General features: G+C 43.5%; 13 protein-coding genes. 5 read left to right on the top strand and 8 right to left on the bottom strand.

Going from position 1 to position 12,647, the window contains the following annotated elements:
* The first annotated feature begins 1 nt into the window (after position 1).
* The 4 genes from BN8899_RS02415 to BN8899_RS02400 are packed head-to-tail and all read left to right on the top strand — an operon-like array spanning position 2 to position 2,979.
* Complete coding sequence (locus BN8899_RS02415) at positions 2-484, top strand: S-ribosylhomocysteine lyase (protein WP_065218158.1); 483 nt, start codon at positions 2-4, stop codon at positions 482-484.
* Positions 481-1,359 carry a metal ABC transporter solute-binding protein, Zn/Mn family gene (locus tag BN8899_RS02410; RefSeq protein ID WP_065218157.1) on the top strand — a complete coding sequence of 293 codons (879 nt, stop codon included), beginning with the start codon at positions 481-483 and terminating at the stop codon, positions 1,357-1,359. Before BN8899_RS02415 ends, BN8899_RS02410 begins: the two co-directional genes overlap by 4 nt.
* Before the next feature lie 3 nt (positions 1,360-1,362).
* Entirely contained in the window at positions 1,363-2,118 is a 756-nt protein-coding gene (locus BN8899_RS02405; RefSeq protein WP_065218156.1) for a metal ABC transporter ATP-binding protein, read from the top strand.
* Between the two features lie 60 nt (positions 2,119-2,178).
* On the top strand, positions 2,179-2,979 hold the full coding sequence (locus BN8899_RS02400) for a metal ABC transporter permease (protein ID WP_065218155.1): 801 nt from the start codon (positions 2,179-2,181) through the stop codon (positions 2,977-2,979).
* A gap of 72 nt (positions 2,980-3,051) precedes the next feature.
* Here the strand turns inward: BN8899_RS02400 and BN8899_RS02395 are convergent, their stop codons facing one another.
* From BN8899_RS02395 to BN8899_RS02380, 4 genes are all read right to left on the bottom strand, one after another.
* On the bottom strand, positions 3,052-3,267 hold the full coding sequence (locus BN8899_RS02395) for a (4Fe-4S)-binding protein (protein ID WP_018338485.1): 216 nt from the start codon (positions 3,265-3,267) through the stop codon (positions 3,052-3,054).
* An 11-nt stretch (positions 3,268-3,278) separates the two neighbouring features.
* On the bottom strand, positions 3,279-3,581 hold the full coding sequence (locus tag BN8899_RS02390) for a GNAT family N-acetyltransferase (protein ID WP_018338486.1): 303 nt from the start codon (positions 3,579-3,581) through the stop codon (positions 3,279-3,281).
* Between the two features lie 274 nt (positions 3,582-3,855).
* A complete protein-coding gene (locus BN8899_RS02385; protein WP_065218321.1) occupies positions 3,856-4,443 on the bottom strand; it encodes an indolepyruvate oxidoreductase subunit beta in 588 nt (195 codons plus the stop codon).
* A 118-nt stretch (positions 4,444-4,561) separates the two neighbouring features.
* Positions 4,562-6,154, bottom strand: a complete 1,593-nt coding sequence (locus BN8899_RS02380) for a thiamine pyrophosphate-dependent enzyme (RefSeq protein ID WP_065218154.1) — start codon at positions 6,152-6,154, stop codon at positions 4,562-4,564.
* A gap of 469 nt (positions 6,155-6,623) precedes the next feature.
* Between BN8899_RS02380 and BN8899_RS02375 the strand changes: the two genes are divergently transcribed.
* Positions 6,624-8,465 (top strand): SpoIIE family protein phosphatase, encoded by a 1,842-nt coding sequence (locus tag BN8899_RS02375; RefSeq protein WP_169503656.1) that lies wholly within the window; start codon positions 6,624-6,626, stop codon positions 8,463-8,465.
* A 208-nt stretch (positions 8,466-8,673) separates the two neighbouring features.
* Here BN8899_RS02375 and BN8899_RS02370 read toward each other — a convergent pair whose 3' ends face one another.
* The 4 genes from BN8899_RS02370 to BN8899_RS02355 all read right to left on the bottom strand — a co-directional run bounded on the left by BN8899_RS02370 (position 8,674) and on the right by BN8899_RS02355 (position 12,578).
* On the bottom strand, positions 8,674-9,411 hold the full coding sequence (locus BN8899_RS02370; RefSeq protein WP_065218153.1) for a shikimate dehydrogenase family protein: 738 nt from the start codon (positions 9,409-9,411) through the stop codon (positions 8,674-8,676).
* 107 nt (positions 9,412-9,518) lie between these two features.
* Positions 9,519-10,448: a DUF368 domain-containing protein gene (locus BN8899_RS02365; RefSeq protein WP_065218152.1), complete on the bottom strand. Its 930-nt coding sequence runs from the start codon at positions 10,446-10,448 to the stop codon at positions 9,519-9,521.
* 120 nt (positions 10,449-10,568) lie between these two features.
* Positions 10,569-12,134: a DUF4301 family protein gene (locus BN8899_RS02360; RefSeq protein ID WP_065218151.1), complete on the bottom strand. Its 1,566-nt coding sequence runs from the start codon at positions 12,132-12,134 to the stop codon at positions 10,569-10,571.
* 189 nt (positions 12,135-12,323) lie between these two features.
* Positions 12,324-12,578, bottom strand: a complete 255-nt coding sequence (locus BN8899_RS02355) for a hypothetical protein (protein WP_018338493.1) — start codon at positions 12,576-12,578, stop codon at positions 12,324-12,326.
* Positions 12,579-12,647: the final 69 nt, after the last annotated feature.

The following is a 12,647-nucleotide window of genomic DNA, read 5'->3' as shown; positions in this document are numbered from 1 at the left end:
TATGAAAAAGATACCTAGTTTTACAATAGACCACTTTCGCCTGTTACGAGGAATTTACGTGTCCCGTAAAGATTACGTGGGGGATGACGTGATCACGACGTTTGATATACGCATGAAAGAACCTAACCGGGAACCCGTGCTGGGGCAGGGTGAGTTGCACACGATAGAGCATCTTGCCGCTACTTATTTGCGAAATCACCCGACGTGGGGCGATAAGATTATCTTCTGGGGACCAATGGGATGCTGCACGGGCAATTATTTCTTGATGAAAGGGGATTTGACCTCTCGTGATATCGTGGAATTGATGCGGGAGACCTTCCGTTTTATTCGTGATTTTGAAGGCGAAGTGCCCGGTGTGGCAGCAAAGGATTGTGGAAATTATTTGTTACATAATTTGCCGATGGCGAAATACGAGGCGGCAAAATACCTGACAGAGGTACTGGACGTGATTGAGGAGAAAAATTTGATATACCCGGCAGAATGAAAATAGGAATATTTTTGATTTCGGTAGTCTTGTTGTGGGCTTGTGGAGAGAACAAGGATAGAGAGAAAACGATCAGCGTGAGCATTTTGCCTCAGCGTTATTTCGTGGAGCGTATTGCGGGGGATCACGTGAATGTGAACGTGATGATTCCCCCGGGAGCCAATCCTGCCGTGAGTGACCTGAATACCGAGCAATTGAAGGCTTTGCATAATAGTTCTATCTATTTTGCCGTGGGATACCTGCCATTCGAGGTAAGCAACTTGTATCCTTTTTTGGAGAAGCAGGAGAAACATATTCAACTTGTGAAGCAATCCGAAGGGATGAATCTGGAAGAAGGGGCTTGTGACCACGACCACGATCATGGTAGCCATGAGCATGACCACGCGGCTAATTTTGATCCTCACGTGTGGATGTCGCCAAAGTACGCAGAGATGATGGCTCAGACGATATGTAAAGTATTGTCTGAAAAGTTCCCGGAGAAGAAGGCTGAATTCGAGAAGAATCTCATGCAGTTCAAGCAAGAGATTGACAGCGTTGACGCAGAAGCCCGGCGGATTATTCCGGCAAAGCAGAATAAGACTTTTTTGATATACCACCCGGCACTTACCTATTTTGCTAAAGATTACGGGATGGAACAGATCGCAATCGAGGATGAAGGAAAAGAACCTAACCCGACACATCTCAAATCGGTGATCGATACCTGTCGGGCAAAAGGCATAAAGATTGTATTTATTCAAAATCAGTTTGACGTGGCAAATGCTAAATCGGTTGCCCGGGAGATTGATGGAGAGGTCATTGCTATCGATCCGTTGAATGCGGATTGGAAAAAAGAGATGGAATCGTTGCTTCAGATTATAGAACAAAAAATGAAATAACCGATGAAAGAAATTCTGGAATTGAAGGATATTTCGGCGGGGTACGAGCAGACAACCGTGTTGCAGGGAGTGAATGTGGCGATTCGGGAGAAAGACTTTATCGGGATTATCGGACCGAACGGGGGAGGGAAAACAACGTTATTGAAGGTTATACTCGGGTTGATAAAACCTTTTTCCGGGAAAATTGTTTATCATACATCTAAACAATCACTGTTCGGGTATTTGCCTCAGAATAGTAAGTTTGATGCCCGTTTCCCGATCAGCGTGAAGGAAGTCGTGATGTCGGGGTTGATGTCCGAGAAAGGGATATTTCGTTCTTACACGAAAGCAGACAGGGTGAAGGTGGAAGAGATTCTGGAAAAGTATGGAATGGGAGAGTATAAGAACCGACCGATCGGGGAACTTTCCGGGGGACAGATGCAGCGGGTGTTCTTGTGTCGGGCGATTATATCCTCCCCGAAAATACTGATATTGGATGAGCCGTCCACTTACGTGGATTCTAATTTCGAGATTGAGTTTTATTCTTTGTTAAAAGAATTGAATGAGAGAATGAGCATCGTGATGGTTTCGCACGATTTGGGAACTATTTGTTCTTACGTGAAGACCATTGCTTGCGTGAACCGGGGATTGCATTACCACGAGTCGAATTTGATTACTCCGGAACAGTTGAAGTTATACAACTGCCCGATAGAACTGATCTCTCATGGAACGGTACCACATAGGGTGCTGTTGAATCACGATAAATCAATTGAAAATTGAAAAAGAAAAGCAGGGTTTCGTGTGATAGGAATCTAAAATTGTAAATCTAAAATTACCAAAGTGTTTGAATTATTAAGATACGATTTTTTTCAGAATGCAATATTGTGCACGATATTGATCGGGGTGAGTTGTGGATTGATCGGGACGTATATTGTTGCGAAACGTATGGTTTTCATCAGTGGGGGAATCACGCACGCTTCTTTTGGGGGCTTGGGCTTGGCTTATTTCTTGGGTTTGTCACCTCTTTTTGGGGCTGCCGTGTTTGCTTTAGCTGCCGCATTTTGTATATTGTACCTTTCGGATAATAAGCGGTTTAAAGAAGATTCATTGATCGGGATCTTTTGGTCGGCAGGAATGGCGATAGGAGTGTTGTTCATTTATTTAACTCCGGGATACGCTCCTAATTTACTATCATACTTGTTCGGTAATATACTCACGGTGACGGGAGAACAGGTGATTTTGTCCGGAGTCCTATGCTTGGCGATTATCTTGTTTTTCGCGAAGTTTTATCGCCCCTTGTTTTATGTCGCTTTTGATAAAGAATACAGCCGGACTCATTTTGTAGCTTTAAATGGATTGGAGGTTGGTATAACTGCATTGATAGCTTTGTGTATTGTATTATGCATGAAATTGGCGGGGATTATTCTTGTGATCTCTTACTTAACAATGCCACAAGCGATAGCCGGAATGTTTTACAAGAACTTCACGAAGCAGTTGGTACTCTCCACGATCGTCAGTTGCGGGGGGTCTATCATCGGACTTTTTGCATCTGCGGCATTGAAACTACCTTCTGGGGCAACGATTGTTCTTTGCTTCCTGTTGATTTTTATTGTTTGTTATGTCCTGCGGCGACGTAAATAATTCTGAATTAGATTATAAAGTCTATCGTGTTGTTATGGCTTTGAACAATAGACTTTATGGACTTCTGGCACCTTATTTATTCATCCGGTAACTCAATGCGCCGGAAGGACATTTTTTGATTTGTGCGATTAGTTCTTCCGTTGTTGCATTTTCAATTTTTATCCAGGGACGTTCTTGCGGGTTATATACTTTGGGTAGTGTTTTGACGCAAATACCTGAATGTTGGCAAATACTGGGTTGCCAGATGATAGTTAACTCTCCGTTCGTGTATTCAATTTTCTTGTCCATGTTGTTTTGATTTATTTGATGTTTATACCTCTCATGACAATGCGCCTCCATTCGGGATGCTTTTTGATATAGGCAGCCACGAAGGGGCAAAGTGGTACCAGACGCAATCCCTGGCGTTCAATATCTTGAAGCGTTTTTTCTACAAGCTGGCTTCCAATGCCTTTGCCTTCCAGTTCGTGCGGTACTTCCGTGTGGGTGAGATAAATTTCTCCGTTGATTGATTTTATATACTCTATTTTGGGTGTATAATTACCGATGCGGAACTCATACTGTTGACGGTGTACATCATCTTTTAATTCATAATCCTCTGTCATAACCTTGAATTTTAATGTTTAATGTAAATTAAACGTGTGAGATGTGGATTTTGTTTTAGTTTCGCTTGCGAATTTATGGTGTTTGACATCTCAAGAGTATAGTGTTCTACCTGATATGTTTTACCGTCAGTAGCGGTTGGTGCAAATTTTGCGACAACTGAAATTTCCTGTAAGCAGGAGTGATAAAGAAAAAATGTTGCTAACCGGGAAGGGGAAGGGCTTTTGTAAAATAGATGGGGTGTCAAACTGATTTGGCACCCCATCATTGATCCGATTATTTAATGTAGTTTTGTGCGAATTCACGTCCGGCACGCAATGCCTTGAGGTTCATTTCCACTACATCGGCTCCTTTGCGTTCGAAGATGGCAGTAATACCTTTTTCGAGGTATTCGAAAGGAATTTCGATGAAAGGAGAAGCGGCACCCAACATCACGAAATTGCTGGCACGAACGTTTCCGGCAGCCTCTTTAGCGATACTGTCTGCGTCGATGATTACTTGGTGGGGAAGTGCTTTTAATGTTGCCATCAAAGTAGCTTCTTCCGGGTAGTTCGGGATATTGATAAATGGGGTAGAGTTGGTTACCACGTATCCGCCTTGTTTCAGGAAGGGCAAATAGCGCAACGCTTCCATGGGCTCTACCGAAAGGATGATGTCGGCAGTTCCTTTGGCGATCAGGTCAGAGAATATCGGTTTGTCGGAGATTCTCATGAAAGACTGTACATCACCTCCGCGTTGGCTCATTCCGTGAGTTTCCGCTTGTTTCATGTACAGGTTATTGTTGAGGGCGGCAGACCCCAGTGCTGCAGCAATGGAAAGGATACCTTGTCCGCCTACACCCGCTAATATCATATCTGTCTTCATAATTTTGAATTTTAAATTTAATAATTCTGTGATTAGGTGATTTCCGATTCCGTGATTCATATTTATAATAGTAATCTCTGAATCATAAATCATTAAATCACTGAATGTTTAGATCAATTTATTTTTTCTTTTTCTTGGCGTCTCTGGAGGCTTTTTGGACACATACCCTTCTCGGGATGATGACAGATACCCCCTTGTACTCGATTTCGTCACGGATGATCTTGCACAATTCGTCATGGTTCTTCGGTACGGGAAGCAGTACACGGATGTGTTCTGGCTCAACACCGATACCTTTACAGATTGCTTCCAAGTGTCCGAGAGCGGATGACTCTTGTCCTCCGGTCATGGAGATGGATTCGTTGTCCGAAATGATGATGGTGATATTTGCTTTCTCGTTCACGGCATCCAACAGACCGGTCATACCGGAATGAGTAAATGTTGAGTCGCCGATCACTGAAACGGCTGGGAACAACCCTGCGTCAGCAGCACCCTTCGCCATCGTGATGGAAGCTCCCATGTCAACGCAAGAGTTGATAGCCTGGAATGGAGGAAGTGCACCTAACGTGTAGCAACCGATGTCAGAGAACACGCGAGCGTTCGGGTATTCGGCAACGACAGCGTTCAAAGCTGCATACACATCCCTGTGGCTACATCCCACGCAAAGGGCTGGTGGGCGAGGAGCTACGATTTCAGGAACCGGGGCGCCTTCAACAGACGAAAGCCCAAATGCTTTTGCCATATGGTCGGGATTCAATTCTCCATCTCTCGGGAGTGTTCCGTCCAAACGTCCGTGTACGCATTCTTTTTCCAGATAACCTTTCAACGCTTCCTCGATAATAGGATAGCCTTCCTCGAGTACAAGCAATTTCTCTGTGCTTTCGGCTAACTTGGTAATCATTTTTCTCGGGAGCGGGTATTGGCTTACTTTCACTACCGGGTAGGGGCAATTGCCTCCGAATACTTCCATCAGGTAGTTGTAACCGATTCCGCAAGCGATGATTCCCATGGATTTGTCAGCGCCGTCGATATATTTGTTATAAGCTGAATTGTCAGACTCTTCTTCGAATGCGATTTGTTTGTCTAATAGTAATTTGTATCTCTTTCTAGCGATAGCGGGAAGAAGCACGAATTGGCGTTTGTCTTCCGGCAAGCGCATCTCGTTTTCAGCCTTTGCCTCACGAGGTTCAACTCCGGCGCGAGAGTGAGCCAAACGGGTTGTGATTCTTAATAATACGGGGGTGCCCAACTTCTCCGACAAATCGAAACCATAACGAGTCATGTCGTATGCTTCTTGTTGGTTGGAAGGTTCCAGGATTGGAATTAAAGCAAATTTACCGTACATGCGGGAATCTTGCTCGTTTTGAGAAGAGTGCATGGATGGGTCGTCGGCAGCGATAACTACCATACCCCCGTTAGCCCCGGTGATAGCGGCATTCATGAAACAGTCGGCAGCCACGTTCATTCCCACGTGTTTCATACATACTAAGGCTCTTTTGCCAGCATAAGACATACCTAGTGCGGTTTCCATAGCCGTTTTTTCATTGGCTGACCACATTCTGTGAACGTTGCGGGCGATAGCCTGTTTCGATTCTTGAATGTATTCCGTGATCTCTGTTGAAGGGGTTCCCGGGTATGCGAACACGCCGGATATACCTCCGTCTATGGCACCTTGTGCAATAGCTTCAACACCTAGTAATAGTTGTTTTTGCATAGTAAAAAGATTATTGATTTTAAGTTATTTGTTTTCTTCTCGTCAAATGCAACCGTGCGTTGCAGGAATAATTTGTCGGAAATAACGATTCCCGGGCGATTTTTTATAGTCCCCCGAATAATTTTAAAACACCCACGATGTAGGCCAGAACGAAATAATACTCCGATGGATCGTACATCACGCTAATTTTTAAAACGTTTTCGATTTTAATTTGCGACGAAGTTAGTATTAATATTTAACAAGAGCAAATTTTTTAAACGGAAGTCCGGATAAATTATTTTTCCTACTTTTGCAGTATGGAATAAAAGTTTTCTTATGTTTGTTTTATGTTTTTTTGTATATTAGTGCCCTTGAATTGGAGTTGACGGATATTTTTACCAACTGATTAAGTATTATGTTTGACCGATATAATAAATCGTTTTCTGCAAAATTAAGTTTTTACGTAATTTCGTTTATTACAGTATTATCCGTGATACTGTTTGGGATATTTTATCATTATTCCACGAAAACGTTATCGAAAGAGGCGGAGGATAAAATTCAGACGATGGCGGAGCTCGCGAACTTAAATGTGAGTTCTTTGCTTAGTAAGGTGGAAAAAATTCCAGATAACTTGGGATGGATGATCGTGGAGTACGTGAAGAATCCGGATTCATTGTTTTCTATTACCCGCCGGATAGTAAAGGAGAATGCGGAGATTTTCGGTTGTGCCATCGCTTTCGAGCCTTATTATTTCCCGCAGAAGGGACATTATTTTGCACCTTATTCTTTTATGAGCGGTGATACGGTGAAGACCATGCAGGTGGGGAGTGAGGATTATAATTATTTTGAAAAAGGTTGGTATAAGGGTGCCCGTCAAACGAGGTATTGGAGTAAACCTTACCGCGACGCGGGGGATCCCGATGTGATAACTACTTCCTATGCAGTGCCGATTCATGGTAAAAAAGGGGAACTTATCGCAATATTGTCGGTCGACCTGACCAATAAATGGTTGAGGAATCTGGCAAATTCAATGAAACCTTACGAGGGAAGCTACACGGTGATTATTGATAAACAGGGACGGTATATCATGCGTAAGGAAGGGGAGGATACTATCGGTATGAATATGTTTCGGACAGCTGAGGAATCACCGGATCCTGGTGTTGCCCGGTTGGTTAATGAAATGGCTGCGGGGAATAGTGGGAGTATGATCGTGAAGGATGGGAAGACATTGTCGTACGTGTATTACACGGGCATCTTTGCCACGGATTGGTATATGGCAGTTGTCTGTCCTTACGACCAGGTCTTCGGGAAACTGAACCAGTTTAATATGTATATGTTACTTGGTTTTTTGTTATTGCTGTTGTTCATTTATGGGGTATGTTTCCTTGCCGTGCGGCGAATTACAAAACCTTTGACACGTTTCTCCGAGTCGGCAAGGGCTATTGCGGGTGGTGATTTCAATACTTCTCTGCCGACGATTCGTTCCAAGGATGAGTTAGGGGAATTGTATGATTCTTTCCAGTTTATGCAGAAACAATTAACCGAGTATATAGAACGCTTGCGGAGTACAACAACTGCCAACGAGAAGATCGAAAGTGAATTGCGTATTGCCCATGATATACAGTTAGGAATGGTGCCGGAGAAGTTCACTCCGTCCGTGGGGAGCGAGTTCATTGATATTCATGCTATATTGCGTCCGGCGAAGCAGGTCGGCGGGGACTTGTATGATTATTTTATGCTGAACGAAGACGAGTTTGGGTTTGCTATTGGGGATGTTTCCGGGAAGGGTGTTCCGGCAGCTTTGCTTATGTCTACGACGATCAGCCAAATGCGTTCCGTGGCAATGTTGGATACTTCCTTGAATTATATTATTAACGTGATTAACCGTAGCCTCATCCGGAATGGTAACACGAGTATGTTTGTCACTTTCTTTGCCGGAGTCCTGAACTTGAATACTCGGCAATTGCGCTTCTGTAACGCGGGGCATCCTTATCCTGTCATGATTAAGGCGGATGGTTCCGTGCAAGTGTTTAAGACCGAGGATAACTTGCCTTTGGGAGTTTCTTCCGATTATGAGTACAAGGAGCAATCCTGTTATTTTGCCCCGGGCACGCAATTGGTGCTTTATTCCGATGGTGTCACTGAAGCACAGAACGAGAATGCCAAATTTTATAAAATGGAACGTTTGCTTCAATTTATAGAAAAGAACAAGAATTTGTCGTCCAGGGCTATGGTGGAAGGCATTATTGCGAATGTGGATGCTTATGCCGGGAACGCTGAGCAATCGGATGACTTGACGGTTATGAGTCTGCGTTGTGATGTCCGAAGATAATAAAAGGGGGCAGTTCAATTCATATTAATTCCATAGAGAACCCAAGGTATTTTCGAGGTAATACTACCTCAACTTACTTACAAAATACTTTTAACACGGTTACAGCACCGTTTGCCAGCGGGGTTGTAAGTGGCTTGAAAGTAGCTTGTAACGATGTAAAGGTAGTTTTACTTTGGAATCACGTTGGGATAACTTTAGGATTCTGGCATCAGGAGTTCCATATTTTCCAGGAATAATCGGCTTGGAGGTGTAGCATTTCCAGTCCGTTGCGGACATTGGCGCCATGTTGCATTCCTCGTTGCATGAATGTTGTGACGGCCGGGTTGTAGACCAGGTCGAAAAGGTAGTGGTCGGGAGTGAGTTGCTCGTAGGGGATAGGTGGACAACCTTCCGTGTGAGGTGATGTACCGAGGGGAGTGGCGTTGATGATTAGGGGGTATTTATTCAGTTGATGCATGAGTTCCGGGTAACCGATTTCTTCTGACGAGGGGGTACGGCTGACGGAAGTGACGGAAATCCCCAGAGAGGTCAGGGCGTATTTTACTGCTTTTGCAGCGCCTCCTGTGCCTAGAATTAATGCCTGTTTCGGGAGATGCGGCATAAAGCGGAGCAGTGAATCCCGGAAACTGGGCATATCCGTATTGTAGCCGGAAAGCACGAAACCGGAAGGAGTACGCTCCACTTTTACTGAGTTGACAGCCCCGATAACTTGGGCTTCCTCGCTGATGTGATCAAGAAAAGGCATGATTTTTTCCTTGTAAGGAATGGTAACGGCAAAGCCTTTCAATTCGGGAGTTTCCCGGATAACGAGGGGCATTCGGGTGATGTCGTTCAATTCAAAATTCAGAAATTCCGCGTCTATATTTTCTGCCGTGAATTTCTCCGTGAAGTAGGATTTGGAAAAAGAATGTCCCAATGGAAAGCCGAGTAAGCCGAAGAGAAGCATGAAATTTATGATTTATGATTTATGATTTATGATTTATGATTTTAGATGGCATTTAACACGTTGCGTACAAACGCTTCCATCTAAAATCGTAAATCTGAAATCATAAATTATTTTGTTTTAGGTTGTAATGTTTCGGCTAATCTTTCAATTCCCCAGATCAGCAGGAAACCGATGAGGCACATCAGGAGTACTTGCCACGTGAGCGGGTCATTGCCTGCCTGCTCGAAAGCGCCCGGGAGTACGTTTCTTTCAATCTCGAAGGGACTGCCGTTGATTAATTCCGTGTCGGTGAGTTTCCATGGCCAGATTTTATTTAACGAGCCGACCATGAACCCGGTTAACAGGGCAACGGTTAGACCGTGGTAATTTTTCAATAACCAAGAAAGCAGGTGAGAGAATGAAATGATTCCGGCAACCGCTCCAACTAGGAATATAAGTAATATGCCGATATTAAATTCGCTCACTGCCGTGATGATATATTCATACTTGCCTAATAATAATAGTATGAACGCTCCCGATATCCCCGGGAGAATCATGGCACAAATGGCGATCGCACCGGACAACAGGATAAACCACCAAGTTTCCGGGGTGCTGGTCGGAGTCAGGACTGTGATCGTGTAACCGACAACGGCACCGACGACGAGCGAGGTGATGGAGAATAAATCCCATTTTTTCACTTCTTTGGAAACAAGAAGCGCCGAGGCGATGATAAGACCGAAGAAAAACGACCAAATGTACAGGGGATGGGTTTCAAGCAAATATTTCATGAGTTTCGCCAGCGAGAAAATGGAAATGGCGATACCTGCGACCACGGCAATTAAAAAGTTTCCGTTGATATGTTTCCAGAATTCTTTGAATTTGAAACTTACCAGCAGACGTAAAGCGTGTAAGTTAATAGAGCGAATGGATTCGATCAATTCCTCGTAAATTCCGGTAATAAATGCTATTGTTCCTCCAGACACGCCGGGAATAACATCGGCGGCACCCATCGCACATCCTCTTAGTACTAATAATAGGTAGTTTGTTTTCTTCTCCATGAATGAATTGATTCTGTGATTTAATGATTTTAGATTCAGTGATTTTAGATTTACGAATTCAGATTTTAATTTTCATTCAAGACTTAAATCTGAAATCGTAAATCATAAATCATAAATTTTTTATTCGCTCTTGAACACGTTGCGATGTTCGAAACGCAACAGGTCAAAGACGGTTTTTACCGGGGTAAAAGTAGTCAAGGGGACTTCGACAAACACGGTGTTCCAGTTTGCCATAGCACCGTTCCACAAGCCGGGAAGTTCTTGAACCTGGATGTCTTTGCCCTCGAAAGATTTACTGGTAATGAATCCCTGCGTGGTATCGATGAAGTCTTTCAGATCGTACTTTTTACCCTTGTAATTGTACGTGCTACATACGATATCTACCGGGTTAAAGTGAGTGGATTGGGTGAATATTTTTTTCTGCCCCTTGTCTTTCTGGTTTACTTGGGCACTTTCCACGATCATCAGGCGTTGCCCGTTCCCGGAGTTTTCTACCCAGAAAGGACCTCCACCGGGTTCTCCCTCGTTCTTGACCATTCCGCACACCCGCAAAGGACGGTCGAGCAGGTTTTTCAAGTATTTAACCCTATCTTTCAGGTTGTTGTGAACTAGATCTTCCTGGGGTTTGTACCCGAGGTTGTCGTAAATAAATTGCTCTATTTCGTTCAGGTTTTCTTCCGTGAGGCTACTTTTTTTGTTCAGGATCTTCATGTAATTGAAGATTCTTGCTTGCGTTTTGAGCAATACTCCGGCAAGTATCTTTTTGTATTTCACGGTGTTTGCCTTGTTACGATCAGGCGTGACGTTGTCAATGTTCTTGATAAAGATTAAATCTTCTTTCAAGTCGTTCAAATTGTGAATCAGGGCGCCATGACCTCCAGGGCGGAAGACGATGTTTCCGTCGCTATCCCGCAACAGTTCGCCTTCGGAGTCCAGGCTGACCGTATCGGTCGCGGGTGACTGGATGGAGAAGGTGATGTCGTACTTGATATTGAACTCTTTTTGGTAATCCTTGAGAATCTGTTTTAAGAGGGCTTTGAATTTGCCCATGTGTTCCTCGGATACCGTGAAATGGATGTGCGCCATTTTGCCATCGTTGGCGTAAAGGGCGGCTTCCACTAAATGTTCCTCCACCGCGGTACGGATATGATCTTTATATATATGGAAGTCGATCAATCCTTTGGGGGTGGCATTGTAGTTTAACCCTTTTTCTGTCAAGATATATTCCAATATCGTGATAAATTCGTTCTTCCAGAGAAGCTTGTCCAAATCGAAGCGGTCTTTGTAAAGAGCCTCTCTTAGGTGTGAATAAAAGGGGAATTCTTTTAATTTTTCGAAGAACGAGAATATGGTTCCCGGTTCTTTGTTTAATCGAAGATTCAGGTAATCTTCGTCACTTCCCGTGTAGGTGTTGAAAAACGCGTTTAATGTTTTGAACATACGTGAAGCGGAACCGGATGCCGGAACCATTTTCATGATTTTCAACGTGTTTCTTTTCTCCTCAAAGATGCGGATGAATTCATCAGCCTGTTCGTCATTCAGACTATGGATCCCGTTACCGATTGTCGCCGCATCCCGGATTTGAACGAAATTGAAACCCTGCTTGAAGTTTTCAAGTTGATTGTCAATTTGTTCTGGCTTAATCCCTCTGCGCTTGAATTGCTTGAGATCACTTTTCGTGTACATACATTTTGGGTTTGTAGGTTATGTAATAATCGGGCAAGTTACGAATAATTAGACAAAAAGCAAAATTTGCTTTTTGTGTTAGAGGTTACAAGTTGAGCCTTCGGCTCTGCAGGTTGCAGGTTTGTATTTGCCGTTTTTGGGAACTTGTAACTTGTAAACCTGTAACTTGTAACATGACGAAGACGACAATTAGTTGTCGTCTTCGTCGTCATATAGTTCTTCTTGATTTTCTAGCTCTGCTTCAAAAAAGTCTTCCGCTTCTTCAAGTAGAGTTTCTATGTCGTCCGTGCAAATGGGTTCTTCGTCAATCCAGTATATTTTCTGGTTGCTATAAAAACCATCTATGTCACATTGGATGATGCATTGAGGCTTTTCCGTGTGCACCACATATACTAGATCCGGTGCTTCTTGGGAATTATCAGCAATTAGAAATTTTGGCAACATGATGTTTACTGTTTTTTAAATTACGCGGCAAATATAGGAATAATTGAAAATTGATAATTGAAAATTGAA

It is taken from the genome of Butyricimonas sp. Marseille-P2440, assembly GCF_900091675.1.
In the GTDB taxonomy this organism is placed as follows: domain Bacteria; phylum Bacteroidota; class Bacteroidia; order Bacteroidales; family Marinifilaceae; genus Butyricimonas; species Butyricimonas synergistica.
The sequence above is the reverse complement of the archived record's forward strand: the minus strand, read 5'-3'. Positions and strand labels throughout refer to the sequence as shown.

What these genes read in the sequence shown, in the direction of transcription:
- BN8899_RS02415 (WP_065218158.1), top strand. Translation starts at nt 2, where the DNA reads ATGAAAAAGATACCTAGTTTTACAATAGACCACTTTCGCCTGTTACGA.
- BN8899_RS02410 (WP_065218157.1), top strand. Translation starts at nt 481, where the DNA reads ATGAAAATAGGAATATTTTTGATTTCGGTAGTCTTGTTGTGGGCTTGT.
- BN8899_RS02405 (WP_065218156.1), top strand. Translation starts at nt 1,363, where the DNA reads ATGAAAGAAATTCTGGAATTGAAGGATATTTCGGCGGGGTACGAGCAG.
- BN8899_RS02395 (WP_018338485.1), bottom strand. Translation starts at nt 3,267, where the DNA reads ATGGACAAGAAAATTGAATACACGAACGGAGAGTTAACTATCATCTGG.
- BN8899_RS02390 (WP_018338486.1), bottom strand. Translation starts at nt 3,581, where the DNA reads ATGACAGAGGATTATGAATTAAAAGATGATGTACACCGTCAACAGTAT.
- BN8899_RS02385 (WP_065218321.1), bottom strand. Translation starts at nt 4,443, where the DNA reads ATGAAGACAGATATGATATTAGCGGGTGTAGGCGGACAAGGTATCCTT.
- BN8899_RS02380 (WP_065218154.1), bottom strand. Translation starts at nt 6,154, where the DNA reads ATGCAAAAACAACTATTACTAGGTGTTGAAGCTATTGCACAAGGTGCC.
- BN8899_RS02370 (WP_065218153.1), bottom strand. Translation starts at nt 9,411, where the DNA reads ATGCTTCTCTTCGGCTTACTCGGCTTTCCATTGGGACATTCTTTTTCC.
- BN8899_RS02365 (WP_065218152.1), bottom strand. Translation starts at nt 10,448, where the DNA reads ATGGAGAAGAAAACAAACTACCTATTATTAGTACTAAGAGGATGTGCG.
- BN8899_RS02360 (WP_065218151.1), bottom strand. Translation starts at nt 12,134, where the DNA reads ATGTACACGAAAAGTGATCTCAAGCAATTCAAGCGCAGAGGGATTAAG.
- BN8899_RS02355 (WP_018338493.1), bottom strand. Translation starts at nt 12,578, where the DNA reads ATGTTGCCAAAATTTCTAATTGCTGATAATTCCCAAGAAGCACCGGAT.